Source organism: Pseudomonas fluorescens (assembly GCF_003732425.1).
Classification (GTDB): Bacteria; Pseudomonadota; Gammaproteobacteria; order Pseudomonadales; family Pseudomonadaceae; genus Aquipseudomonas; species Aquipseudomonas fluorescens_BE.
The window spans coordinates 843,637-869,482 of the sequence record NZ_MOBX01000014.1 but is presented as its reverse complement, the minus strand read 5'-3'; the positions used below and the strand labels follow the sequence as shown (position 1 = coordinate 869,482).

At 60.6% G+C, this 25,846-nt stretch carries 14 protein-coding genes; 10 read left to right on the top strand and 4 right to left on the bottom strand.

Annotated elements, in window-relative coordinates; translation table 11 throughout:
• Positions 1 to 41 precede the first annotated feature (41 nt).
• Positions 42 to 2,171, bottom strand: coding sequence for a DNA helicase RecQ (gene recQ / locus BK670_RS21170; protein ID WP_123452611.1), 2,130 nt, complete (start codon positions 2,169 to 2,171; stop codon positions 42 to 44).
• Positions 2,172 to 2,569: 398 nt separating this feature from the next.
• Between recQ and BK670_RS21165 the strand changes: the two genes are divergently transcribed.
• The 4 genes from BK670_RS21165 (at position 2,570) to BK670_RS21150 (ending at position 6,184) form a co-directional block, all read left to right on the top strand.
• Complete coding sequence (locus BK670_RS21165; protein ID WP_016984205.1) at positions 2,570 to 3,157, top strand: UPF0149 family protein; 588 nt, start codon at positions 2,570 to 2,572, stop codon at positions 3,155 to 3,157.
• Positions 3,158 to 3,167: 10 nt separating this feature from the next.
• Entirely contained in the window at positions 3,168 to 3,563 is a 396-nt protein-coding gene (locus BK670_RS21160; protein ID WP_123452609.1) for a YbaN family protein, read from the top strand.
• Positions 3,564 to 3,970: 407 nt separating this feature from the next.
• Positions 3,971 to 4,330, top strand: a complete 360-nt coding sequence (locus BK670_RS21155; RefSeq protein ID WP_042558150.1) for a DUF6124 family protein — start codon at positions 3,971 to 3,973, stop codon at positions 4,328 to 4,330.
• 375 nt (positions 4,331 to 4,705) lie between these two features.
• Positions 4,706 to 6,184 carry a hypothetical protein gene (locus BK670_RS21150; RefSeq protein ID WP_123452607.1) on the top strand — a complete coding sequence of 493 codons (1,479 nt, stop codon included), beginning with the start codon at positions 4,706 to 4,708 and terminating at the stop codon, positions 6,182 to 6,184.
• Positions 6,185 to 6,544: 360 nt separating this feature from the next.
• On the opposite strand, the gene BK670_RS21145 is transcribed toward BK670_RS21150, so the two are convergent.
• On the bottom strand, positions 6,545 to 15,145 hold the full coding sequence (locus BK670_RS21145) for a retention module-containing protein (RefSeq protein WP_123452605.1): 8,601 nt from the start codon (positions 15,143 to 15,145) through the stop codon (positions 6,545 to 6,547).
• Between the two features lie 533 nt (positions 15,146 to 15,678).
• Between BK670_RS21145 and BK670_RS21140 the strand changes: the two genes are divergently transcribed.
• From BK670_RS21140 to BK670_RS21130, 3 genes are all read left to right on the top strand, one after another.
• On the top strand, positions 15,679 to 17,037 hold the full coding sequence (locus BK670_RS21140) for a TolC family outer membrane protein (RefSeq protein WP_123452603.1): 1,359 nt from the start codon (positions 15,679 to 15,681) through the stop codon (positions 17,035 to 17,037).
• A 149-nt stretch (positions 17,038 to 17,186) separates the two neighbouring features.
• Positions 17,187 to 19,346 carry a type I secretion system permease/ATPase gene (locus BK670_RS21135; protein ID WP_123452602.1) on the top strand — a complete coding sequence of 720 codons (2,160 nt, stop codon included), beginning with the start codon at positions 17,187 to 17,189 and terminating at the stop codon, positions 19,344 to 19,346.
• A 160-nt stretch (positions 19,347 to 19,506) separates the two neighbouring features.
• On the top strand, positions 19,507 to 20,865 hold the full coding sequence (locus BK670_RS21130) for an HlyD family type I secretion periplasmic adaptor subunit (protein WP_123452600.1): 1,359 nt from the start codon (positions 19,507 to 19,509) through the stop codon (positions 20,863 to 20,865).
• A gap of 147 nt (positions 20,866 to 21,012) precedes the next feature.
• On the opposite strand, the gene BK670_RS21125 is transcribed toward BK670_RS21130, so the two are convergent.
• Positions 21,013 to 21,609, bottom strand: coding sequence for a tRNA-uridine aminocarboxypropyltransferase (locus BK670_RS21125; protein ID WP_123452598.1), 597 nt, complete (start codon positions 21,607 to 21,609; stop codon positions 21,013 to 21,015).
• Between the two features lie 18 nt (positions 21,610 to 21,627).
• Complete coding sequence (locus tag BK670_RS21120) at positions 21,628 to 22,521, bottom strand: LysR family transcriptional regulator (protein ID WP_007956593.1); 894 nt, start codon at positions 22,519 to 22,521, stop codon at positions 21,628 to 21,630.
• A 367-nt stretch (positions 22,522 to 22,888) separates the two neighbouring features.
• Here BK670_RS21120 and speB point away from each other — a divergent pair, with 367 nt between their 5' ends.
• From speB to BK670_RS21105, 3 genes are read left to right on the top strand one after another with little or no spacing between them, the layout of a single operon-like run.
• Complete coding sequence (gene speB / locus BK670_RS21115) at positions 22,889 to 23,839, top strand: agmatinase (RefSeq protein ID WP_003222717.1); 951 nt, start codon at positions 22,889 to 22,891, stop codon at positions 23,837 to 23,839.
• Between the two features lie 10 nt (positions 23,840 to 23,849).
• The gene (locus BK670_RS21110) at positions 23,850 to 24,272 is read left to right on the top strand and encodes a YybH family protein (protein WP_123452595.1); all 423 of its coding nucleotides are present in this window, start codon (positions 23,850 to 23,852) and stop codon (positions 24,270 to 24,272) included.
• 55 nt (positions 24,273 to 24,327) lie between these two features.
• The gene (locus BK670_RS21105; RefSeq protein WP_123452593.1) at positions 24,328 to 25,833 is read left to right on the top strand and encodes a purine-cytosine permease family protein; all 1,506 of its coding nucleotides are present in this window, start codon (positions 24,328 to 24,330) and stop codon (positions 25,831 to 25,833) included.
• Positions 25,834 to 25,846: the final 13 nt, after the last annotated feature.

Sequence of the window (25,846 nt, the reverse complement as noted above, 5' to 3'; positions counted from 1 at the left end):
TGAATCGGTACAACTGTATGAGGCTTGGCGCAAACGTCGCCTCACATCTCGAATTCAGATTGCAGCGCGGCCCGCACGCAGTAAAGCACGCCCTCCGGTACACGACCGGCAAACAGCTCGGCGACTTCGGCGACCGACGGCAACTCGCCTTCGCCATCGAGGAACGCGTCCTGCACTTCGCCCATCAACTCTTCCGGTAAATCCAACGCCTGTTCCAGCGACAACTGCTGCTTGCCAATGGCCTCGGCGAGCATCGTGTAGACGTTCTTCTCCGAGCACTGCAACTGACCGGCGATCTGCAACGGGGTCATGCCGGCACGGGCCAGGGTGATCAGTTCGTGGCGCACATCGGCCACCACTTTCGGCGCCTCGGCCTCGCCGCCAAGCACTTCGAGGAAGGCATCGCCATAGCGCTCCAGCTTGCGTGCGCCGACGCCGCTGACCCGAGCCATTTCTGCCAGCGAGGTTGGCTGGCTGCGGAGCATTTCCAGCAAGGTCGAGTCGGGGAAGATGACGTACGGCGGCACGCCATGCTCTTCGGCCAACTTGCGCCGCAGGGTGCGCAAGGCTTCCCATTGTTCGCGTTCTTCGCCGCGCACCAGTTGGCTGGCCGGGCTCTTGCTGGCGGTTTTGGCGGTGACCTGCGGTTTGAGATCACGGCGCAGTTCCAGCGTCACTTCGCCCTTGAGCAATGGCCGGCAACTGTCATTCAGGCGCAGACCGCCATAACCTTCGTGATCGACATCCGCCAGGCCCCGCGCGACCAATTGGCGGAACAGTGAGCGCCACTCGCTTTCGCTCAACGCTTTGCCGACGCCGTATACCGACAGATGCTGATGGCCGAAGCTGCGGACTTTTTCGTTGTCCTTGCCCAGCAGCACGTCGACCAGATGACCGACGCCATAACGCTGGCCGGTACGGAAAATCGCCGACAAGGCCTGACGTGCAGGCTCGGTGGCGTCCCAGGTCTGCACGCCGTCGACACAGTTGTCGCAATGGCCGCACGGCTCGGGCATGTCTTCATCGAAGTACGCCAGCAGGGTCTGGCGACGGCAGCGGGTTTCTTCACACAGCGACAGCATGGCGTCGAGCTTGTGCTGCTCCAGACGCTTGTGCCGCTCATCGCCTTCGGAGTTTTGCAGCATCTGCTTGAGCATCACCACGTCTTGCAGACCGTAGGCCATCCAGGCATCCGCTGGCAGGCCGTCACGGCCGCCACGCCCGGTTTCCTGGTAATACGCCTCAAGGGACTTCGGTAGGTCGAGGTGCGCGACAAAACGTACGTTGGGCTTGTCGATGCCCATGCCGAACGCCACGGTGGCGACCATGATCAGGCCTTCCTCGTTGAGGAAGCGCTTCTGGTTGAAGGCACGTAGCTCATTGGGCAAACCGGCGTGATACGGCAGCGCCGGGAAGCCCTGCTCGCTCAAAAACGTTGCGACTTCTTCGACTTTCTTGCGCGACAGGCAATAGACGATGCCTGCATCGCTGCGCCGCTCGGCGAGGAACGCCAGCAACTGCTTGCGTGGCTGCTCTTTGGGCACGATGCGGTAAAAGATGTTCGGGCGATCGAAGCTCGACAGGAAGCGCTCGGCATTCTGCAGATGCAGGCGGGTGACGATTTCTTCGCGGGTACGCTTGTCGGCGGTGGCGGTCAGCGCGATGCGCGGTACGTCGGGGAACATCTCGGCCAATTGGCCCAATTGCAGGTATTCCGGACGGAAATCGTGGCCCCATTGCGACACGCAGTGGGCTTCGTCGATAGCGAAAAGGGCGATGTTCAACCCTTGCAGGAACGACAACATACGTGGCTGCACCAGACGCTCGGGCGCCAGATAGAGCATTTTCACTTCGCCACGCTTGATTCGCGCGGCAAGATCGCGTTGCTGCTCGGCACTCAACGTGGAGTTCAGCGCGGCGGCGGCCACACCGAGTTCTTCGAGGGTGGCGACCTGATCGTCCATCAGCGCGATCAGCGGCGACACCACCACTGCCAGGCCTTCGCGCAGCAGCGCCGGCACCTGGAAGCACAGGGACTTGCCGCCGCCGGTAGGCATCAGCACCAGCGCATCACCGCCGCTGGCCACGCGCTCAATGATTGCACCCTGACGGCCACGGAAACTGTCGTAGCCGAAGATGTCCTTGAGGACGCGTTGAGCCTGTTCGAGCATAAAAACTCCAAAAATCTACCGAAACATCCCTGCACAGGCTGGTTCAGGACAGCCAGGGCTGCTTAAACAAAACGTAAGAACGCATTGCCAGACACTCGCGATGCGGGCAGGGATCGCAAAACGCGGCAGTATACCCGAGCCCTCCCCTGCACAGGGTGCCGCTGATAAGACACATTCTGTAAGCAGCCTCCCAACGACCCATGTGGGAGCGAGCCTGCTCGCGAATACGGTGGGTCAGTCGATACAAAGGCGCCTGATACGCCGCTTTCGCGAGCAGGCTCGCTCCCACAAGGTTTGCATGCCGTCCGGCAATTGCGGCAAATCTGCCATGCGGCTGGCTTGAGCGCGCAAGAAGGCCTAGAATTCCCGCATTGTTTATTCTCCAAGGTAGCCCCGTAATGTCCTTCGCTGAGCAATTGACCCGCCTGCAAGTTTTCCTCGACGCCGACGAGCTGCATGACGAGGCGCTGGATTACGTGGCCGCTCACGGCTACCTGACCGCGCTGTCGATCTGCGCAGAAGACGTACCGGAGCGTGAGTGGATCGACGCCCTGTTCGCCGAAGAGCCGCATTACAGCAGCGACGCCCAGCGCGAAGAGATCGAAGCCACCCTGATCGGCCTCAAGGCGCACATCGCCCGTCAACTGGCTTCGGATGAAGAATTCGAACTGCCATGCGAACTGGATCTGGGCGACGAGCCGGACGACTCCGAACTGCGCGGCTGGTGCATCGGTTTCATGGAAGGCGTGTTCCTGCGTGAAGCCGCCTGGTTCGAAACCGCCGAAGAAGAAGTCAGCGAAATGTTGCTGCCGATCATGGTCGGTTCGGGCCTGTTCGACGAACAGCCAGAGTTCGAAGACATCGCCAAAGACGCCAACCTGATGGACGACATGATCGTACAGATCCCGGAAGCCCTGACCGCGCTGTACCTGCTGTGCCAGGCACCAGACGAAAAACCGGCGATCCTCAAGCCACGTCACCACTAAGATCCGGCCTATGGACAACCCCATAGGCAACCGCCCCCTGATGTTGCGCTACATCCTGCTGGCCATCGGCTGGCTCAGCGTCGCATTGGGGGTGATCGGGATTTTCCTGCCTGTCCTGCCCACTACCCCCTTTCTATTGCTCGCAGCCGCGTGTTTCGCCCGCAGCTCTCCGCGTTTTTATCGCTGGCTGGTCGAGCATCCGCGCCTTGGGCCGTGGATTCGCGATTACCTCGATGGCAACGGTATTCCGCTCAAGGGCAAGGTCTACGCGATCGGGCTGATGTGGGCGAGCATTCTGTTCTCGTGCTATCTGGTGCCACTGCCATGGGCGCGGGGGTTCATGTTGACCAGTGCGGTGCTGGTGACGTTTTACATCTTGCGGCAGAAAACCCTGCGCAAATCCTGAAACGCTAAAAGATCGCAGCCTGCGGCAGCTCCTACATGAAGATCGTCTGTAGGAGCTGCCGCAGGCTGCGATCTTTTGACTTTAAACACCCACGTTTAAACCAGACATGCAAACACTCTCCGAAGCTACACGACCTTGCGTAATTGCCTACAGCTACGCCAGAATCCGCCGGCTTGTGCGCCTTGGGAGCGGGTTCTATTGTGGTTCGGTCGCTGACTTTTCAGTGATCGGGTTTAGCAGCCCGGGTTTTCTCTAGACGCACAAAGTCCGTCGCCGTTATGGCGGCTTTGCGTGGGGCACTTCGGTGCGCCGGGTTCTAGAGTCCTGGTCTGCTAACCCGCGTACAGCCGCCACCTCCTTCGTTAGCAGCGAACGGTGGCAGCTTCACTACTCTAGAGGCTTTAACCATGATCAAACCAACGCCCAACCCGCCTGAAACCGACCCCACCTCCCCGTACGAATCCCTCGACTCGAAAAAGCTCAACGAAGCCGCCGACCGCGCCCTCGATCACTACCTCTGCCCGCCCGGCTCCACGCCACCGCCCCGAAAAACCCGCCGGATGTACGCCGTGACCGCAGACTTCAAAAATGAAGAACTGCTGGCCGATGCCAGCGAAACACTCGCCTCAGCCAGAACCATCGCCCATGACTTCGCCCACCTCATACCCGCGTCGCAGCGCAGGACGCTGTTGGGGATCGCGCAACTGATCATGCTCGGGGAGCTGGCGGTGAATCGGGTGATCGATAATCTGGAGTTGCCGGGTTGATGCAGGCGTGATCAACCGCTGAGTTATTCGGCGTCAGATCTGGCGCTTTCGCGAGCAGGCTCGCTCCCACAGTTAACCGCACTCCAATGTGGGAGCGAGCCTGCTCGCGAAGGGGCCAGAATGAGCAACGCCCTACCATCAGACAGAAAAAACCCGCCGCCCCATCAACCGGGGTGGCGGGTTTTGTCGTTTCAAACCGAGATCAAACCGACCACCGTTAACGACTGATCACTCAGTAATTCGGCCACTTTCAGATCGACCATTCATCTTGAACGTCCACGCACCTGTCAGATCTGACAGGTGCGTGCTGTCTCCGTCTGGTGTGTGATGGGTAATGCCGATTGGGCAATACTCATGTCAATCCAGGAGCGCGTTATGGATATCCAGTCTAAGGCTTTAAACCAGTTGTTTGTGCTGTTTCCGCTGATCATCCAAGGTTCTGTGACGCCAGTTAAGCCCGACGGTATCGCTGACGTCGGGGTTTCTCGCACGCTTGCCAGTGCCAATTCGCGCGGGCTTGAGATTCTTGCGGATCCTTGGTCCGAATTGAAATTGCTTGCCTCGACCAAAGCAGCCCATGACCGCATCGACGTCTACGTTGAAGGCAATCCAAGTCCCGCCACAGGTAAGACCATTGCGCCGGGGGAGGAAGATCAGCGTGTGGTTCTATATGTGCCACTCCAGTTTTTGTTGCAAGGGGTCATCATTCTCTACTACGTAGTTACTCGTGTAGGTGGCAATACTGAAACCTCCCGAAAGCTGAGGGTGCTGTATAACCTGCGTCCTTCGACAGGTCTGGTTCTGGGCATTCCACCCGACGTCATCGCCAATGGTGTAAATGCCGCTCGGGCAAAGCAAGGCGTGTTGTTCACGTTCACCTACAGTAACCGCCGGCCATTCGATCGAATCGAGTTTTTGCTTGGCGATACCGTGATCAGATTCGACGCCCCAGACGCCCCGGCTCCGATCACGATCACACTGTACACCGACACATTCGAGAAGGCGGGTGACAGCCCCGATGCGGTGGCCGAGTTCTACGTCATCGACCAGTTGGGAAATCGTGCTCAATCACCTGAGCAGACACTGGACATTCACCTTAGCCGTGTTGATCTTCCGGCTCCGACTCTGGACTCAGTCAAAGGCTCTCCGAGTAACGTCGAAATCCCTAATGGCGGCTCTACGCTGGATACGTCACTGGTTTTCACCGGCACAGGGCCAGCGGGAGAAAAGATCGAGTTGCGAGACAAAGGCGTAGTCAAGGCAACAATCAGCGTTCCCGCCTCTGGTAATTGGACTCAGACGCTGGTTGCTCAAGCGGTTGGCGGCCACCGCTACACTATCAAGGCACTGTATGGAAGTGGCGTTGAAACGACCGCTCGGACATTGACGGTGAACGCTGATGCTTGGAAAGACTCTGTCACTGATTTTGCCAACGGCACAGCTGGTAATTGGGCAACAGGATCTGCTGGACGCTATGGAAGGATCACTGCCGGGCTGTTCCAGCATGATACGGCCATAGGCCCAGCAGGGTTTGCGGGGACAGTGTTCAGCCAAACATTCATGTTCACGGCAGGACGGACCTACTCATTCAGTATCAAGGTACGCAATAACGGTCCCGTCGCTTACCTCTTACCCAGTTTTTCAGTCGCGCTGAACTCCGGACAGACAATTCTTCCCGCTGCAACAGTTCCGAAGTCGGGGCAATGGATTGAAAGAGTGGCTTCTTTCTCTGTATCAAAAACAGGTAATCAGACTATTTCGATTTTCAGCCATCAGGATCGAGGGAGCGGTTCGGGCGCTGATGGAGGAAATGACTATCAGATCGACAACATCATCGTAAGAAGGCTCGCGTGATGTTAGAGGAACGTGTGGTTACTCCCGCTCGACTGCACAGCACTCGTATATTCCGACTCTGCTGTCCACCCCATCGGGAAGGTGCGACGTTTCGCTAAATCCCCTCGCCACAGCAAAACAGAACGTCACGGGAGCTGCCGCAGGCTGCGACTTTTTGATCCTGTTTGTTAAGCAACATCAAAAGATCGCAGCCTGCGGCAGCTCCTACAGGGATTGGCGGTCGGGGATAAGTCCGGAGTAATCGGGGCAGCGGTCGGTATGAAAATCCGTTGTCCCGCGCAACCGGGAGCATCGGTTGATATGAAAAACCCGCCGTCCCGATCATTCGGGGCGGCGGGTTTTTTTCGTTTCAGCCCTCGATCAAACCGTATCCACCTTCAACGAATGATCATTCAGCATCCCGCTGATGATCGTCGCCGTGTCGTGCCCGCTGGCGATCATCCCGCCCGCCCCCGGGGTCACGCCGTAATGGCTGGCGAGGTTGACGCCGGCGAGGTCGATGGTCTGGTTCGGCGTGGCGCCAGCCATGGCGCTGACGTCGATGCTGGTCATCACCGAGGCGCCGCTGCCGGAGACGGTGAAGTGCAGGTAGTCGTCCAGCGAAGCGGTGGTGCCGTTTTCACCTTGCAGCAGTTGCGACAGGCCTAGCTTGTCGGTGCCGGGGGTGAAGTCGGTGATCAGGTCATGGCCGCTGTTGCCCTTGAGCCACTGGAAGGTGTCGGCCCCTGCGCCACCGGTCATCGTGTTGTTGCCCATGCCACCAATCAGCAGATCGTCACCGCCACCGCCGTTGAGGATGTCATTACCGAGGCCACCGTTGATCACGTTGTTATTGTTGTCGCCGGTCAGGGTGTCGTTGAAGTTCGAACCGACGAGGTTCTCGATGCCGGTCAGGGTGTCGGTCCCGGCGCCAAGGGTGTTTTGCGCACCAAGCAGGCCAAGGTTCACCGTCACCGCGGCGGTGGCATGCGCATAGCTCGCGGTGTCGATGCCGGTACCGCCGTCGAGCAGATCATTGCCCGGGCCGCTGTAGAGCAAGTCGTTACCCGCGCCGCCGTGCAGTTCGTTGTTGCCGGAACCTGCGGTGAGCACGTCGTTGCCATCGCCCGCGTTAAGGATGTTGTTGCCGGTGCCGGCCACCAGAATGTCATCCCCCGCCGTGCCGGTGAGGGTGTGGCCATCCTGATAGCTGATGGTCACGGCGGCCGTGTCGCTGCCGCCGTGGTTGTCGTTGGCGGTATAGGTGCCGTGGTAGTCCGGGGTGATGTCATGCGCCCCGGCGTAGTTGAGGGTCATGGTCAGTTGGTAGTTTTCCGACCCGTTGGTGTTACCACCTGTGGGGTTGGTGATGTTGGTGATATGGATCTGGTAGACGCCGTCCGACGTCGCGGTGAGGGTTTGGCCGTCCGCCAGCGCAATGTACGCGCCACCGTTGATCGAGTACTCCATGCTGACGTTACCGGCCGCCAGGTTGTGATCCAGGTTGAGGGTTTCGCCCTGGCGCAGGTTGACGGTGATGCGATCTTCATCGTTGGCGTTGCTGTTGCTCACCCCACCGAGGTAGCCGCTGACCACCAGCACGGCGGTCATGGTTGCCGCGTTGGCCGAGAACGCATTGCGCACGTTGGCCAGGTTCTGGTTGGCGGCGGTGTTGGCATTGGTGCCGGTGAAGCTGATCGCGCCGGTACCGGTGAAGTCCGCCGCTTTCGAGATCCAACCGGTGTTGAAACTGGTTGGCGTCGCGTTGAGGGTATCGCCGTTCGGATCGGTGTCGTTGGCCAGCAACAGTTCGCCCGGCACGACGATGTTGCTCGACAGCACGTTGGTGATGACGTGGTCGTCCGCCGCCACTGGCGGCGCGTTGGGGATCACTTTCACGGTCAGCGTCGAGCTGGCGAGGTCGCCGTCGTTGTCGCTGAGGGTGAAGCCGATGTTCTCGGTGATCACCACGGCGGTGGTTTTTTGCGAGGTGTAGGTGTATTCGCCAGTATCGAGGTTGATCAGCAGCGTGCCGCTGTTGTTGGTGGCGATGCTCAGCGTGTTGTTCACGGTGTTGAAAGTGCCGTGGTTGACGCCGCCGCTTGGCACCAGTGAGCCTTGGCCGCCGTTGGCCTTCGGATCGTAGGTGTACGTGGTGCCGTCGACCACGATGGATTTGATGAAGCCGCCATCGGCGCCGAAGGTGCCGCCCTCGCCCAGCAACGAACCGGTGACCGGTGCGCCCTGTACGGTGCCCGACAGTACCGAATTGAGCTGGTTGAGATCGGTGACCACCACCGCGTTGGTGTTGGTGTGGCTAATGCCGTCGTACGCCAGCGGATCGAGGTTGGCGTTGCTCACGCCACTGCCCAGACCGATTGCGTAGTTCTTGATGTTGTTGGCATCGAGGAAGTTTTTCAGCGCGGTTTCGTCAGCGGCGTTGATGTCGCCTTCGTTGGGTTTGCCGTCCGAGAAGAAGTAACCGACGTTCTGCGCCCCAGTGAGTTTGCCCGAGGTGTTGAACGCGGTTTGCATCACCGCCACCGCGGCGTCGTAGTTGGTGCCGCCACCCGCCGACAGGCCGGCGAGAATCGTCTTCGCGGTCGCCACATCGACCCATACCGACGTTCTGTCAGTGGCGTTGCTGCTGAAGGTGACGAGCTGGACTTTGACATCGCCGAGGTCATCGTACTTGTCGAGCAAGGCACTGATCGCCTGCTTGGCCAGGTCCAGCCGCGACAGGCCCGGTACGCCGGAGGCATCGGCCATACTGCCGGAGATGTCGAGGACGATGAGCAGGTTGGAATCGATCTCCACCGCCGCTACCGAACGATCCGAGGCCACCGCTTTTGGTACGTCATCGACGATGTTGACCACAAGGGTGCTGGTGGTGCTGTTGCCCAGCGCATCAGTGGCTTGGTATGTGAAACTTTCGCTCAGGGTATTCGCCCCGTCGTTGGCGCTCGGTGTGGTTTTCGGTGCCGAGGTCAGCGTGTAAGTGTAGGTACCGTCGGCGTTGAGCTGAATCTGCCCGTAGCTGCCGGTGGCGCTGCCGACCAAGGTGTAAGTGATTGCGCCCGTGCCGCCGGTGACCGCACCGACCAGCGTGCCGGTGGCGGTTTCGCCGGTGTTGCCCGGATCGCTGCCGGTGACCGTACCGGGGGCCAGATCCGCGCCGTCCTTGGTCAGGTCGAGGGCTTTTTCATACACCGTCACGTCCTGATCGACCGACGCCACCAGTTTGCTGTCGGCGACGTTGATGGTGATGGTCGTGGTGCTTTCATCGCCGTCGCTGTCGCGGATGGTGTAAGTAAAGGTGTCGGTGGCACCCGGAGGGCTCACCGAGTTCGGGTTGCTGTGATAGACGGCGTTGCCGGCCGCATCGAGGGTCAGGTAACCGAAGTTGCCATTGATGTTGCTGTTGAGACCGCCGATGGCCGAGGTGCCGGTATTGCTGCCGGCACGCACACCGACCACCGTGGCCGCACCATCGGCACCGCTGATGTCATTGCCCAGCACGCTGACGTTGACCGTACCGCCCTCGGCCACCGCGCCGGTGTCAGGTTTGGCGGTCGGCAGGTCATCGATGATGTTGACGTTGATCTGGCCGTTGGCGGTGCTGCCGTCGGTGTCCGTGGCCACCACGTTGAAGTTCTCGGTAATGCTGTTGGCGCCGTTAGCGGTCGGGTGGGTTTCGTTGTCGACCAGGGTGTAGCTGTAACTGACGACACCGGTCGCCGGGTTGTAACCGGTGACGGTGAAGGTGCTGCCCAGCGGCGAAACCACCGATTGCGGGAAGCCTGCGGCGACACCGTTGGTCACCACGGCAATGCCACCGACGGTGAGGGTTTGCAGACCATCGAGCGCGGTGACGGTGAAGGTGCCGCTCTGGGTCAGCGCCGGGGTGTCGGGGCTGGTGCCGTCGCTGAGATTTTTCTCGTAGACGGTGAGTTCGCCGCCATTGACGTCGAGGCCGTTGAGCACCACCGGATCGTCGTTGTTGTGGATGTTCAGCACCAGGTTGGCGGTGCTGGTGTCGCCGTCGGCATCGGTCAGGGTATAGGTGAACGTCTCGGTGCCGTTGCCGCCGCCATGCAGGTTTTTGAAGTCGGCATCGTTGGGGTTCAGCGTGTAGGTGTACGTGCCGTTGGCGTTAAGCACCAGCGTGCCGTAGGTGCCGGTGAACGTGCCGGCGGTGATCGGCCCGGCATTCGGTCCGGTCGCAACCACATCGGCGCCTTGCACATCGTTGGTCAGCACATTGCCGGTCAGGGTCAGCTGCGTTTCCGAAGCGCTGTTGGCGTTGCTGTCGTTCACGGCTTTTGGCACGTCGTCGACGATGCTGACGACGAGGGTACTGGTGACGATGTTGCCGAGCGAATCGGTGGCCTGATAGGTGAAGGTTTCGCTCAGGGTGTTGGCGCCGTCATCGGCATGCGGCGTGGTGCTTGCCGGTGAGGTCAGCGTGTAGGTGTAGGTGCCGTTGGGGTTGAGGACGATCTGCCCGTAGTTGCCGGTGGCACTGCCGACCAAGGCATAGCTGATCGCGCCGACCGCACCGGTGACCGAACCGACCAAGGTGCCGGATGCGGTTTCGCCGGTGCTGGTCGGGTCGCTGCCGGTGACCGTACCGGGCGCCAGATCCGCGCCGTCCTTGGTCAGGTCCAGCGCCTTCTCGTAGACAGTGACGTCGGTATCACTGGTTGCATACAGTTTGCTGTTGGCGACATCGATGGTGATGGTGGTGGTGCTTTCATCGCCGTCGGAATCGCGCACGGTGTAGGTGAACACATCCACCGCGCCCGGGCCGTTCACCGCATTCGGATTGCTGTGGTAGACGGCGTTGCCGTTGGCGTCCAGGGTCAGGTAACCGTAGGTGCCGTTGATGTTGCTGTTGAGGCCGCCGATAGCCGAAGTCGAGGTGTCGGCGCCGGCACGCACGCCGACCACCGCGCCAGTCACGGCCGGGCCGTCGGCGCCGCCGATGTCATTGTTCAGCACATTGCCGCTGACCGTGCCGCCCTCCGCCACCGAGGCGGCGTCAGGATGGGCGCTGGGCAAATCATCGACGATGTTGACGTTGATCTGACCGTTGGCCGTGCTGCCATCGGTGTCCGTGGCGACGACGTTGAAGTTCTCGGTGATGCTGTTGGCGCCGTTGGCGTTCGGATGGGTTTCGTTATCGACCAGGGTGTAGCTGTAACTCACGACACCAGTGGCCGGGTCGTAACCGGTGATCGTCAAAGTGCTGCCGAGCGGCGTGACAATCGATTGCGGGAAGCCTGCGGCCACGCCGCCGCTCACCACGCTGATGCCGCCCACGGTCAGGGTTTGCAGACCATCGAGGGCCGTCACGGTAAAGGTGCCGCTCTGGGTCAGCGCCGGGGTGTCGGGGCTGGTGCCGTCACTGAGGCTTTTCTCGTAAACGGTGAGTTCGCCACCGTTGACGTCGAGGCCGTTGAGGTAGACCTGATCGTCGTTGTTGTGGATGTTCAGCACCAGGTTCGCGGTGCTGGTATCACCGTCCGAATCGGTAATGGTGTAGGCGAAGTTTTCCGTGCCGTTGCCGCCACCATGCAGATTTTTGAAGTCGGCATCGTTGGTGTTCAGCGTATAGGTGTAAGTGCCGTTGGTGTTGAGCACGAGGGTGCCGTAAGTGCCGGTGAACGTGCCAGGAGTGACGGGGCCGGTCGGTACGCGGTCGGCGCCTTGCACGTCGTTGGTCAGGACGTTGCCGGTCAGGGTCAGCAGAGTTTCCGACGCGGTGCCGGCGTTGCTGTCATCCACGGCTTTCGGCAAGTCATCGACGATGTTCACGTCGAGGGTGGCGTTGGCAGTGGTGCCGTTGTCATCGACCACGGTGACGGCGAACTGCTCTGGCAGATTGTTCGCGCCGTTGGCGGTTGGGTGGGCTTCGTTGTCGACCAGGGTGTAGCTGTAGCTGACCACGCCGGTGGTGGCGTTAAAACCGGTGATGGTCAGAGTGCTGCCCAATGGCGTGGTGACCGACTGCGGGAAACCTGCCGCTACGCCGTTGGTGACGACAGCGATGCCGCCGACGGTCAGGGTTGTGACGCCATCGAGTGCGGTGATGGTGAAGGTGCCGCTTTGGGTCAGCGCAGTGGAATCCGGTGCGCTGCCGTCGCTGAGGTTTTTTTCGTAAACGGTGAGTTCGCCGCCATTCACGTCGAGGCCGCTGATGACCACGGGATCGTCGTTGTTGTGGATCTGCAGGACGAGGTTGGCGGTGCTGGTATCACCGTCCGAATCGGTAATGGTGTAGGCGAAGTTTTCCGTGCCGTTGCCGCCACCGTGCAGGTTTTTGAAGTCTGCGTCGTTGGTATTCAGGGTGTAGGTGTAGGTGCCGTTGGCGTTGAGTACCAAGGTGCCGTAAGTGCCGCTGAACGTGCCCGGCGTAACGGGACCGGTCGGTACGCGATCCGCACCTTGCACGTCGTTGGTCAGGACGTTGCCGGTCAGCGTGAGTTGGCTTTCCGAGGCCGTCGTCGCGTTGCTGTCATCCACGGCTTTCGGCAGGTCGTCGACGATGTTTACGTCGAGGGTGGCGTTGGCGGTGGTGCCGTTGTCATCGACCACGGTGACGGCGAACTGCTCAGGCAGATTGTTCGCGCCGTTGGCGGTTGGATGAGCTTCGTTATCGATCAGGGTGTAGCTGTAGCTGACCACGCCGGTGGTGGCGTTGAAACCGGTAATCGTCAGCGTGCTGCCCAAGGGTGTGGTGACCGATTGAGGGAAACCTGCGGCCACGCCGTTGGTAACGACAGCGATGCCGCCGACAGTCAGAGTCGTCACGCCATCGAGTGCGGTGATGGTGAAGGTGCCGTTCTGCGTCAGCGCGGTGGAATCGGGTGCACTGCCATCGCCGAGGTTTTTCTCGTAAACGGTGAGTTCGCCGCCGTTGACATCGAGGCCGCTGATAACCACGGGATCGTCGTTGTTGTGGATCTGCAGGACGAGGTTGGCGGTGCTGGTATCACCATCCGCATCGGTGATGGTATAGGCGAAGGTTTCTGTGCCGTTGCCGCCGCCGTGCAGGTTTTTGAAGTCGGCATCGTTGGTGTTCAGCGTGTAGGTGTAAGTGCCGTCAGCGTTGAGCACCAGGGTGCCGTAAGTCCCGCTGAACGTGCCCGGCGTAACGGGACCGGTGGGTACGCGATCCGCGCCTTGCACGTCGTTGGTCAGGACGTTGCCGGTCAGGGTCAGTAAGGTTTCCGAGGCGGTGCCATTGGCGTCGTCAACCGCACGGGGAACATCGTCGACGATGTTCACGTCCAGCGTGCCATTGGCGGTGGTGCCGTTATCGTCGACCACGGTGACGGCGAACTGCTCTGGCAGATTGTTCGCGCCGTTGGCGGTTGGGTGGGCTTCGTTATCGACCAGGGTGTAGCTGTAGCTGACCACGCCGGTGGTGGCGTTAAAACCGGTGATGGTCAGGGTGCTGCCCAATGGCGTAGTGACCGATTGCGGGAAACCTGCGGCCACGCCGTTGGTAACGACAGCGATGCCGCCGACGGTCAGTGTCGTCACGCCATCGAGTGCGGTGATGGTGAAGGTGCCGCTTTGGGTCAGCGCGGTGGAATCCGGTGTACTGCCGTCGCTGAGGTTTTTCTCGTAGACCGTCAGCTCCCCGCCTTCGACGTTCAGGCCATTGATGACCACCGGATCGTCGTTGTTGTGGATCTGCAGGACGAGGTTGGCGGTGCTGGTATCGCCATCCGAATCGGTAATGGTGTAGGCGAAGGTTTCTGTGCCGTTGCCGCCGCCGTGCAGGTTTTTGAAATCCGCGTCGTTGGTGTTCAGGGTGTAGGTGTACGTGCCGTTGGCGTTCAGCACCAAGGTGCCGTAAGTCCCGGTGAAGGTGCCCGGAGTCACTGGTCCGGCGGGCACACGGTCGGCACCTTGCACGTCATTGGTCAGCACATTGCCGGTCAGCGTCAGTTGGGTTTCCGACGCCGTGCCATTGCTGTCATCGAACGCTTTCGGCACGTCGTCGGTGATGTTGACGTCGAGCGTACCGGTCGCGGTGTCGCCATTGCTGTCGCCGGCAATCACCGTGAACTGTTCGCTGAGGTTGTTCGCACCGTCGCCGGCCGCGTGGCTTTCGTTGCCGTTGAGGGTGTAGCTGTAACTGACCACGCCCGTCGCCGGGTTGTAACCGGTGATGGTCAGGGTGTTGCCCAGTTGCGTGGTGATCGATTGCGGAAATCCGACCGCTACACCGCCGTTGATCAGGTTGATGCCGCCTATGCTCAGGCTGGTCAGACCGTCCGGTGCCGACACGGTGAAACTGCCGCTCTGCGTCAGGGCGCCAGGGTTGGCGGCCGTACCCTCGGGCAGATTGGCTTCATTGAGATTGAGTTCGCCGCCAGCCACGTTCAGGCCAGTGAGGGTCACCGGATTGTTGACCGGTGGCGGCACCACGACTGCCGGGGTGTTGTCGCCGTTGTCGATCACCGCGTTATGACGTTCTTCGGGGAATTCGGGAATGCCGTTGAACCCGGCCGTGGGGAAACCGATGATCGGGTCGACCCGGCCGCCGACTTCGGTCAGCAAGACAAAACTGTGGCCGCCGCCCAATTCACCCGGCGCCCCGCCCGGGGCATTCGGGCCGGCGGCAGTGGCTTCGGCGTTTTTGCTCGGGTCATCACCGGCGGCGATGGCTTTCTGGATTTGCTCAACGTCAGTCAGTTGCGCTTCGCTCGGGGTCACCGCCTCTGGCGCATTCACGTGCGCCGCTTGATCGGCCAGCAATTGGCCGGTCATGGTCAGGCTGCTGTCACGGCCCAGGGTTAGTTCCTGGCCGTTTTGCAGATGAACGGCGACGGCGCCTTCTGCGCCGGTGATCAGTTGATCGCCGAGAAACAGGCGATCCCCCTCAACCAGTGCGCGTTTAGTGCCGTCGGCTGACTGGGCGAAAACCTGGCCAATGACTTTGGTGACTATCCCGATGAGCGTTGCCATGTGAAATCCTCCGCTGCCGACCACCGTCGGCACTGGTAAGCGAAGCAGCCCATGGCTCAATCGGGTTGTTGGAGGCGACGCTCGCACCTTCAACAGTTCGTTTCGCAGGTGGCTTATTGCCGGAAACATCAGTGCTATCAAGCACTTCCGGATCCTGATCAAAGCCATACGCCTACTAACGCTACGTAACGGTGGTGAATCACTCGAGTGACAAAAATCTGTCGCCCATCAGCCGCTACGCGTCCCTCCCCTTCAGCAGTACTTCGCCGTATGTCGCAAAGTGAATGGAACTTTCCTCAAGCCTTTTTGCACTCCCTAAAGCGCATAAAACAAAGGCTTTCATGCTGAACAATGTGCCGGTTTTTACAAAGCGCATAAGTTTTTTTCGGCATAAGCCTTATGAAAATTTTTTCTTAGCTACGCTTCAGGATGTTCTTAGCTCTGTTGTTACAAGAGTGAAACGCCTACACCTAAAAATATCGTCAAATATTTGGCGACAGTAACACACCATCAGGACTCAGGGAGATGCACCCATGCGCGTTCTAACCCCCCTCTGCAGCGCGGTTTTGCTGGCCATGGCTTGCACTTCTCAAGCTCAGGCCATGAACCTCACCGAGGCGATTCAAAGCACCATCGCCACTCATCCGGAACTGGCCTCGCGCGTGGACGCCCGCCTGTCTGCTGATGAGCAAGTCAAAGTCGCCAAGGGCGGCTTCTATCCGTCCGTCGATTTGAACGCCGCCTATGGCCGTGGCTACAGCGACAACACCAACACCCGGGCCTTCGGTAATCACAATACCGAAATCCTCAATTACACCCAGTCCGAGCTGCGCCTGCGGCAGATGCTGTTCGACGGCTTCAACACCGCCAACGAAGTCGAGCGCACCAAAGGCGTCTCCAATTCGCGCGCTTACTACGCGCAAGGCACCGCGCAAGATCTGGCCCTGCGCACCATCGAGGTCTACCTCGAAGTGCTCAAGCGCCGCGAGTTGGTGACACTGGCCCGCAACAACCTGCAAGCGCATTTGCGGGTTAACGATCAGATCGGCCTGCGCACCGAACGCGGCGTCGGCAGCACCGCCGACTCCGATCAATCGGTTGCGCGTAAGGCGTTGGCGCAGAACAACCTCGACACCGCCGAAGTCGATCTGTCTGACGCCGAAGCCAACTTCTACAGCGTGGTCGGGCGCATGCCCGACGAGCTGGAAACGCCGGCCTCGACCCGTGGCGAACTGCCGACCGAATTGCGTGAAGCCCAGCAGAGCATGGTCGACAACAACCCGTATCTGAAATCCGCCCAGGCTGATGTGCAGTCGGCCGAGAGCCAGTACGAAGTCGCCAAATCGCCGTTCTACCCACGCTTCGATGCCGAAGCCGCCGTCGGCGCGAATAACAACGTGCAAGGCGATGAAGGCCACGACAACGAATGGCGGGTGGGCGTGGTGATGAACTACAACCTGTTCCGTGGCGGCAGCGACAAGGCGCGACTGGCCTCCGATGCACACCAGATCAATCAGGCCATGGACATCCGCAACAACGCCCTGCGTCAGCTCAACGAGAACATTCGCCTGGCCTGGAACGCCATGGAAAACGCGAAGAAGCAGACCCCGACTGCTCGCGAATACGCCGAAACCACCAAACGCGTGCGCGCCGCGTATCAGGATCAGTTCGGCCTCGGCCAACGCACCCTGCTCGACTTGCTCGACAGTGAAAACGAGCTCTACAACGCCAACCGTCGTTACACCGAAATCCGCTACACCGAGGAGTATTCGATGTACCGCGTGCTGGCGAACATGGGCCAGTTGCTGAGTAAACAACGGGTGGTGCTGCCGGCCGATGCGATTGCGGCAACCGAAGTGAAAAACGAAGCGCGCCTGCCCGAGCTGAAGTAAGCAAAACTTTGTGGCGAGGGAGCTTGCTCCCGCTTGAGTGCGCAGCGCTCACATTGCCGATACCGTTAGTTCCATGGGGCTGCTGCGCAGCCCGGCGGGAGCAAGCTCCCTCGCCACAGGTTTTGGGCAAGTCTTAAGAGGCGATCAATATGACCAGCATGGAACCCGGCCATTCCGGGGTCGATCCGCGGCTGAGCTTCGATGATCCGTTACTCGACGGTCTGTTGATCCTCTGCAAACTGCATGGCGCGACGGTGAGTCGCGCCAGCCTGAGTGCCGGGCTGCCCCTGAACAAGCAGCGCCTGAGCCTCGACCTGCTGCCCCGCGCTGCCGCCCGGGCCGGGTTGCAGGCACGGATTCTGCGCCGTGATCTGAAAGACATCTCACCGCTCAACCTACCGATTCTGCTGCTGCTCAACGACGGCCGCACCGCCGTGTTGCGGCGTTTCAGCGATGACGGCAAAGCGCTGATTCTGCCCAGTGAAGCCGATGGCGGCGAGCAATGGATCAGCCGTGAAGAACTCGCCGAACACTACAGCGGCCAGGCCTTGTTCGCCCGTCCGCGCCACGAACTCGAAGACCTGCGCTCGCCGCTGGTGCCACGGGTGCATGCATGGTTTCGTGACACCCTGAAACTGTCGAAATGGCTCTACAGCGATGCGATTCTCGCCAGTTTCCTGATCAACCTGTTAGGCCTGATGGTGCCGTTGTTCGTCATGCAGACCTACGACCGCGTGGTGCCGAATCAGGCCACCTCGACTTTGTGGGTGCTGTCGATCGGACTGTTGATCGGCACCGGTTTCGAACTGGTGTTGCGGGTGGTGCGCGCGCACTTGCTCGACACGGCCGGCAAGAAAACTGATGTGATCCTTTCCGCGACGTTATTCGAACGCATCACCGGTATGTCGATGAAGGCGCGGCCGGCAACCATCGGCGGTTTCGCCCAGAGCATTCATGACTTTCAAGGCCTGCGTGAATTTCTCACGGCGGTGACCCTGACCAGCCTGATCGACCTGCCCTTCGTGGTGCTGATGCTGGTGGTGATCGGCCTGCTCGGCGGCTGGCTGGTGGTGATTCCGCTGCTGGCGTTCCCCATTACCATTGTCTTCGCCATGATCATCCAGGTGCGCCTGCGTGACACCGTGCAGAAGAGCCTGAGCCTCGGTGCCGAACGCCAGGCAGTGCTGATCGAAACCCTCGGTGGCCTGGAAACCCTCAAGGCCTGCAGCGCCGAAAGCGAGCGCCAGCACAAATGGGAAAGCACCCACGGCGCCCTCACCCGCCTCGACAGCCATGCGCGCAACCTGTCGGCGCTGGCCACCAACGGTACGTTGTTCATTCAACAGTTTTCCGGGATGGCGACGATTGTTGCCGGGGTCTACAGCATCATCGCCGGCAACCTCAGCGTCGGTGCGCTGGTCGCCAGTTACATGCTCGGCAGCCGTGTACTTGCGCCGCTGGGGCAGATTGCCGGGCTGATCACCCGCTATCAGCAAGCGCAGCTGACCATGAAAAGCACCGATGCGCTGATGGCCCTGCCGCAGGAACGCGACGGCAAGCAGCGGCCGCTGGAGCGCACACAACTGCAAGGCGCGCTCGACGTCAGCGGCGTGACCTTTCATTACAACGGCCAGAATGCGCCGGCACTGAGCAATGTCAGCTTCAGCCTGAAACCCGGTGAACGGGTCGGCATCATCGGCCGCAGTGGTTCGGGTAAAAGCACCTTGGCGCGATTGGTCATGGGCTTCTATGAACCCGAGGAAGGCCAGTTGCTGCTCGATGGCCTCGACCTGCGCCAACTCGACGTGGCAGACCTGCGCCAGCAAATCGGCTACGTCGCCCACGACCTGCCGCTGCTGGCCGGCAGCCTGCGCGACAACCTGACCCTCGGCGCACGTTACATCAGCGATTCGCGGATGCTCGAAGTCGCCGAACTGACCGGCGTTACCGAACTTGCGCGTCAGCATCCGCAAGGCTTCGACCGGCCGGTTGGGGAACGCGGGCAATTGCTTTCTGGTGGCCAGCGTCAGGCGGTGTTGCTGGCGCGGTCACTGTTGCTTGACCCGCCGATCATGCTGCTCGACGAACCCACCAGTGCCATGGACAACAGCAGTGAAGACCTCCTGCGGCAGAAGCTGCACGGCTGGGTGCAAGGCAAGACGCTGCTGCTGGTCACCCACCGCACTTCAATGCTGAGTCTGGTGGACCGCTTGCTGGTGCTGGACAACGGCCGGGTCGTCGCCGACGGCCCGAAAGAAGCGGTCATCGATGCACTGCGCAAGGGCCGTGTCGGCTCGGCGGCGGTTTAGATGCGTTGCCAATACACCACCTGTGGCGAGGGAGCTTGCTCCCGCTGGGTTGCGCAGCAGCCCCAAAGCTTTTGTGGGCGCTGCGCACCCAAGCGGGAGCAAGCGCCCTCGCCACAGGTTCGCGTTGACTTGGTTTGTCTTGATTGAGAGGTATCGCCGCATGTCAGCTTCATCTTCGAAAGAACGCGGCTACTTCGACAGTTTCGGCAAAAGCGCCGAAGCCGAATTCATGCCGGAAACCGCCGGTGCTTCCTTGCAGGACTCACCGCGCTGGTCGCGAATCACCGTGTGGCTGGCGGCAGCGCTGCTGATCAGCGCGGTGGTCTGGGCCAAATTCGCCGTGCTCGAAGAAGTGACCATGGGCGAAGGCAAGGCAATTCCGTCGAGCAAGATTCAGGTGATCCAGAACCTTGAAGGCGGGATCGTCACCGAAATTTTCGTCCGCGAAGGGCAGATGGTGAACAAGGGCGACACCCTGCTGCGTCTGGATGACACACGCTTTCGCTCGAATAAGGGCGAGAGCGAGGCTGATCGTTATGCCTTGACGGCGCAGGTCGAACGGCTGTCGGCGGAGGCCGAAGGTCGGCCGTTCAAGCTCTCTGCAGAGGTGATAGCCAAGGCACCGCAAGTCGCCGAAGACGAACGTTCGCTGTACGAACAGCGCCAACGCCGACTGGCCAGCGAGCAGCGCACGCTTAGCGAACAACTGCGGCAGAAGACTCAGGAACTCGCCGAGTTTCGTTCCAAACAGGGCCAGTTCAGTTCCAGCCTGGCGCTGTTGCAGCAAGAGATGAACATGTCCGAACCGCTGGTAAAAACCGGTGCGGTGTCACCCGTGGAAATCCTCCGGCTGAAACGCAGTGCCGTGGAAATCCGTGGCTCGCTGAACGCCACCACGCTGGCGATTCCCCGCGCCGAATCGGCAATTGCCGAGATCCGCAGCAAGATCGATGAGTCGGAGCAAACCTTCCGCTCGGAAGCGGCCAAAGAGCTGAACGAGAAACGCACCGATCTGTCGAAAATCACCGCCACCAGCATCGCCATCGACGACCGCGTCACCCGCACCACCGTGACCTCGCCGGTGCACGGGGTGATCAAGCAATTGAAGGTCAACACCATCGGTGGCGTTGTGCAACCGGGCAGCGACATGGTTGAAATCGTGCCGCTGGAAGACAACTTGCTGATCGAAGCAAAAGTGCGCCCGCAGGATGTCGCGTTCCTGCATCCGGGCCAGAAAGCCATGGTCAAGTTCAGTGCGTATGACTACACGATTTACGGTGGGCTGAGCGCCAAGCTGGAGTTGATCGGTGCGGACACGATTACCGATGACAAGGGCAACAGCTTCTACCTGATTCAGGTGCGCACCGATAAAAACCATCTGGGCGGGGATGTGAAACCGCTGCTGATCATCCCGGGGATGGTGGCGACGGTGGACATTATTACCGGGGAAAAGAGTGTCCTGGATTACCTGCTCAAACCCGTGCTGAAAGCGCGGACCGAGGCGATGCGCGAACGCTAGACACTGCGAAATTGCGTAGATTGATCTGACGCATTCGCGAGCAGGCTCGCTCCCACAAGGGGATTTGTTGTGAACACAGCGTTTGTGTGTACCTCCGATCAAATGTGGGAGCGAGCCTGCTCGCGAAGAAGCCGGCACAAACGATGACTATCTATCGCCATGATTACGCTGAAACGTCTCTGCACCCATCGCCGCAATCTGCCCTTCAATCAACGCTTCGAACGGCTTGAGCAACGGTTCAAATGACGCCGACGGCTCCAGCGTCTGCAACGCCTGCACGATTGCCTCGATGGTCGACAACGCCCCCGGCCCCGGCGCCTTGCGCAAGCGATAGCGCGACACGCCGCCCTCAGCCAGCGTCACCCGCGGCAACGCCGCCAGCAGCGGATTGAGGTGCAACATCTTGCGCGCCTTGCGCCAGGTCCCATCCGGCACCACCAGCAACAACGGTTCATCGGACTCAGCGTAAGCCTGCATCGGTTGCGCATCATCAGCCGGAAACAACAACCGCACCCGATACCCTGGCTGATTGAGCAGCGCCGGCAAATCCTCAAACACTTCGCCAACGATCAGCTCGGCATTGCTCAAGCCCAGCGCCGCCAGCCGCGCAGTATTAAGCGCGTGGTTGACCTCACTCGGATGCTGCAAGAGCAACACCCGCGTACGGCTGTCGAGGCTCGGGATCAGCGGGCACAGGCAATGGGTTTGGGGGCGCAGGCAGCGCGGGCATTGGGGTCTGGACATACTTCTGTTTCCTACAAGCTACGCCTGATTGAGCTGTGCTTTGAGCAAATCACGGAAGGTCTGAATCAATGGCTCGCGGCTACGACCACGGCGCATGATCATCGAAAACGGCGCCTGATAACCGAACGTCGCCGGCAGCAATACGCGCAAATCACCTTTGTCGGCCCAAGCCTGAGCGTAATGCTCCGGCAAGTAGCCAATGTAGGCGCCGGACAACACCAGAATCAGCTGCGCCTCCATACTTTCCACGGTGGCGGCGCTGTGTTTGAAACCATGACGCGCCAGTTCCGCCTGGCTCCAGTACCCGCGACCGACCATGCGTTGCTGAGTGATGACTTGCTCGGGAATCCGCCGCTCGTTGAACAACGGATGGCGGCTGCTGCAATACAACCAGTGCTGCTCGCGGTACAGCGGCATGTAGACCAGGCCGCTCATGCGCGTGGAAAACGCACCGATGGCCAGATCGAGGCGGTTGTCCTGCACACCGAGTTGCAGTTCGTACGGGCTCATCACCGACAAATGCAAATGCACCGCCGGGTGTTCCTGGCTGTAGGCGCCGATGGCTTCGGCGAACGGCAAAGCCTTGTCACTGACGGTGGAGTCGATCACGCCAAGGTTGAGCGTGCCGCGCAATTCGCCCTTGAGCGCAGCGGCGTATTGCTCGAAACCTTCGAGCTCGGCGAGCAGGCGCAGGGTTTCCTGATGGAACAGCTCACCCTTGCTGGTCAGGCTGAAGCCGCCGCGCCCGCGATGACACAGCACCAGGCCGAGCGCGGCTTCGAGCTGGCTCATGTAGGTGCTGATCGCCGAGGTCGACAGGTTGAGTTCCTGCTGCGCGTTGGCAAAACCCTGATGCCGCACGACACTGACGAAGATGCGCAATAGTTTCAGGTCGGGTAAAGCGTTGGCCATCAAGTACTCCAGATACGCAGGTCATGGGCGGCGCACACATCCCTGTGGCGAGGCTGCTTGCTCCCGCTCGGCTGCGAAGCAGTCGCAAACGCGGCAAATACAGTTAATCAGGTGTACCGAGTCGTGTGGTTTTGGGGCGGCTTCGCCACCCAGCGGGAGCAAGCTCCCTCGCCACAGGGCCATCAATACATGGCCGAAGAGTCTATCTCGCGCCCCACCATTAGTTTAGAAAAATCTGAACTAAGTTTTTGTCCGTAGCGATTCTTCCGCCGCACTACATTTCGCATCATCGGCCCCACAGCGGCGTCCGAACCTGTGCTCAACGGTGCGCCGACATAAATAAAACAATGACGATGAGGCCCTACCCGTGGACAAGATTCTTCACCAACCACTGGGCGGCAACGAAATGCCGCGCTTCGGCGGCATCGCCACCATGCTCCGACTCCCCCATGTACCGACCGCTGCCGGCCTGGACGCTGCCTTCGTTGGCGTGCCTCTGGACATCGGCACTTCGCTGCGCCCCGGCACCCGCTTCGGGCCACGCGACATCCGCACCGAATCGGTGATGATCCGCCCGTACAACATGGCCACCGGCGCTGCGCCGTTCGACTCGCTATCGGTCGCCGATATCGGTGACGTGGCAATCAACACCTTCAACCTGCTCGACGCCGTACGCATCATCGAAGAAGCCTACGACAACATCCTCGAGCACAACGTGATCCCGATGACCCTGGGTGGCGACCACACCATCACCCTGCCGATTCTGCGGGCGATTCATAAAAAGCACGGCAAGGTCGGTCTGGTGCACATCGATGCCCACGCTGACGTCAACGATCACATGTTCGGCGAGAAGATTGCCCACGGCACGACCTTCCGTCGCGCCGTCGAAGAAGGCCTGCTGGACTGCGACCGCGTCGTGCAGATTGGTCTGCGCGCGCAGGGTTACACCGCTGACGACTTCAACTGGAGCCGCGATCAGGGCTTCCGCGTGGTGCAGGCCGAAGAGTGCTGGCACAAGTCGCTGGCCCCGCTGATGGCCGAAGTGCGCGAAAAAGTTGGTGGCGGTCCGGTGTACCTGAGCTTCGACATCGACGGCATCGACCCGGCCTGGGCACCGGGCACCGGCACCCCGGAAATCGGTGGTCTGACGACCATTCAGGCAATTGAAATCGTCCGTGGCTGCCAGGGCCTCGACCTGATCGGTTGCGATCTGGTAGAAGTCTCGCCCGCTTACGACACCACCGGCAACACCTCGCTGCTGGCCGCCAACCTGCTGTACGAAATGCTCTGCGTACTGCCTGGCGTGGTCCATCGCTGAGGATCGGGTCATGAACGAACGTGATCAGGTTTTGCGAGCGGCCGCCGAACTGGTGGCTGCCTTCGCCCGTAACGATCGCGAAGCCTACTTCGGCGCGTTCAGCGCCGATGCCAGCTTCGTCTTCTACACCCTCGAACAGCCGCTGCTGTCGCGCGATGCCTATCAGGCCTTGTGGGACAACTGGCGCGCCGAGGATGGCTTCGAGGTGCTGGCGTGCACCTCAAGCAACGCCTTCGTCAGCCTGCAGGGTGACGTGGCGATTTTCATCCATGACGTGGCCACCGAGCTGCGCATGCAAGGGGAGCAACACTTCAGCCAGGAGCGCGAGACGATTGTTTTCAAGAAACAAACGTCGAGCCTAGAACAACAAGGCCATTGGCTGGCCTGCCACGAACATTTGTCCGCAATGCCGGAAGGGCTGCCATCCCCTTAGCCAAAACAGGTGACGCTCACGCACGATGAGCGCGCCTTTATGATCGGAGCAGATCATGAATAACAACAACAACAACGACCAAAGCCTTACGCAAATTGAAACCCACGGGGTCGAACAGATCCCGGACCACGAACGCAGCGCAGGCCCGACGGATTTGTTCCGGATGATCTTCGGTGGTTCGAATACCTTTGCCACCGCCGTGCTCGGCAGTTTCCCGGTGCTGTTCGGCCTGTCGTTTCAGGCCGGCGTCTGGGCCATTGTCTCGGGCGTGCTGCTGGGTTCGCTGATCCTCGCCCCGATGGGCCTGTTCGGTCCGCTCAACGGCACCAACAATGCCGTGTCGTCCGGTGCGCACTTCGGCGTGCACGGGCGGATCGTCGGTTCGTTCCTATCGCTGTTGACCGCTATCGCGTTTTTCTCGCTCTCGGTGTGGAGTTCGGGCGATGCGCTGATCGGCGGTGCGAAACGCCTGATCGGTCTGCCGGAAACCGACCTGACTTTGGGCCTGGCCTATGGTCTGTTCGCGATTCTGGTGCTGACCGTGTGCATCTACGGCTTCCGCTTTCTGCTGTGGGTGAACAAGATCGCGGTGTGGAGCGCCAGCCTGTTGTTCCTGCTGGGCATCTTCGCCTTCGCCGGTCCTTTCGACGTCAACTACGCCGGCACGGTGAACCTCGGTCAACCGGGTTTCTGGGCCGCGTTCATCGGCGCTGCGCTGGTGGCGATGAGCAACCCGATTTCCTTCGGTGCGTTCCTCGGCGACTGGTCGCGCTACATCCCGCGTGAAACCTCCAAGCAACGGATCATGGCCGCCGTGGTGCTGTCGCAGATCGCTACCTTCATCCCGTTCCTGTTCGGCCTGACCACCGCGACCATCGTCGCGATCAAGGCGCCGGACTACATCGCGGCGAACAACTATGTCGGTGGTTTGCTGGCAGTGTCACCGAGCTGGTTCTTCCTGCCGGTGTGCCTGATTGCGGTGATCGGCGGCATGTCCACCGGCACCACCTCGCTGTATGGCACCGGGCTGGACATGTCCAGCGTGTTCCCGCGCGTGCTGTCGCGTGTGAAAGCGACGCTGCTGATCGGCGTGCTGTCGATTGCTTTCATCTTCATCGGTCGCTTTGCGGCGAATCTGGTGCAGAGCGTGTCGACCTTCGCCGTGCTGATCATTACCTGCACCACGCCGTGGATGGTGATCATGATCATCGGCCTGCTGGTGCGTCGCGGCTTCTACTGCCCGGATGACCTGCAAGTGTTCACCCGTGGCGAACAGGGCGGACGCTACTGGTTCACGCATGGCTGGAACTGGCGCGGTCTGGGGGCGTGGATTCCGAGCGCAGCGGTTGGCTTGTGCTTTGTGAATCTGCCGGGGCAATTCGTTGGTCCGCTGGGTGAAATGGCCGGCGGCATCGACATCAGTTTGCCGGTGACCCTCGGTCTGGCTTCGGTGGTGTACCTGACGCTGCTGAGCCTGTTCCCGGAACCGCGCGAAGTGTTCGGCCCGAAGGATGCCCGTAGCCAAGTCATAGAAAAACCTGAACTGCGTCAGGCCGCCTGATCCACACAGAAAA

Excerpts from the sequence above, each read along its gene's own strand:
- recQ (WP_123452611.1), bottom strand. The coding sequence starts at position 2,171 with ATGCTCGAACAGGCTCAACGCGTCCTCAAGGACATCTTCGGCTACGAC.
- BK670_RS21165 (WP_016984205.1), top strand. The coding sequence starts at position 2,570 with ATGTCCTTCGCTGAGCAATTGACCCGCCTGCAAGTTTTCCTCGACGCC.
- BK670_RS21160 (WP_123452609.1), top strand. The coding sequence starts at position 3,168 with ATGGACAACCCCATAGGCAACCGCCCCCTGATGTTGCGCTACATCCTG.
- BK670_RS21155 (WP_042558150.1), top strand. The coding sequence starts at position 3,971 with ATGATCAAACCAACGCCCAACCCGCCTGAAACCGACCCCACCTCCCCG.
- BK670_RS21150 (WP_123452607.1), top strand. The coding sequence starts at position 4,706 with ATGGATATCCAGTCTAAGGCTTTAAACCAGTTGTTTGTGCTGTTTCCG.
- BK670_RS21145 (WP_123452605.1), bottom strand. The coding sequence starts at position 15,145 with ATGGCAACGCTCATCGGGATAGTCACCAAAGTCATTGGCCAGGTTTTC.
- BK670_RS21140 (WP_123452603.1), top strand. The coding sequence starts at position 15,679 with ATGCGCGTTCTAACCCCCCTCTGCAGCGCGGTTTTGCTGGCCATGGCT.
- BK670_RS21135 (WP_123452602.1), top strand. The coding sequence starts at position 17,187 with ATGACCAGCATGGAACCCGGCCATTCCGGGGTCGATCCGCGGCTGAGC.
- BK670_RS21130 (WP_123452600.1), top strand. The coding sequence starts at position 19,507 with ATGTCAGCTTCATCTTCGAAAGAACGCGGCTACTTCGACAGTTTCGGC.
- BK670_RS21125 (WP_123452598.1), bottom strand. The coding sequence starts at position 21,609 with ATGTCCAGACCCCAATGCCCGCGCTGCCTGCGCCCCCAAACCCATTGC.
- BK670_RS21120 (WP_007956593.1), bottom strand. The coding sequence starts at position 22,521 with ATGGCCAACGCTTTACCCGACCTGAAACTATTGCGCATCTTCGTCAGT.
- BK670_RS21110 (WP_123452595.1), top strand. The coding sequence starts at position 23,850 with ATGAACGAACGTGATCAGGTTTTGCGAGCGGCCGCCGAACTGGTGGCT.
- BK670_RS21105 (WP_123452593.1), top strand. The coding sequence starts at position 24,328 with ATGAATAACAACAACAACAACGACCAAAGCCTTACGCAAATTGAAACC.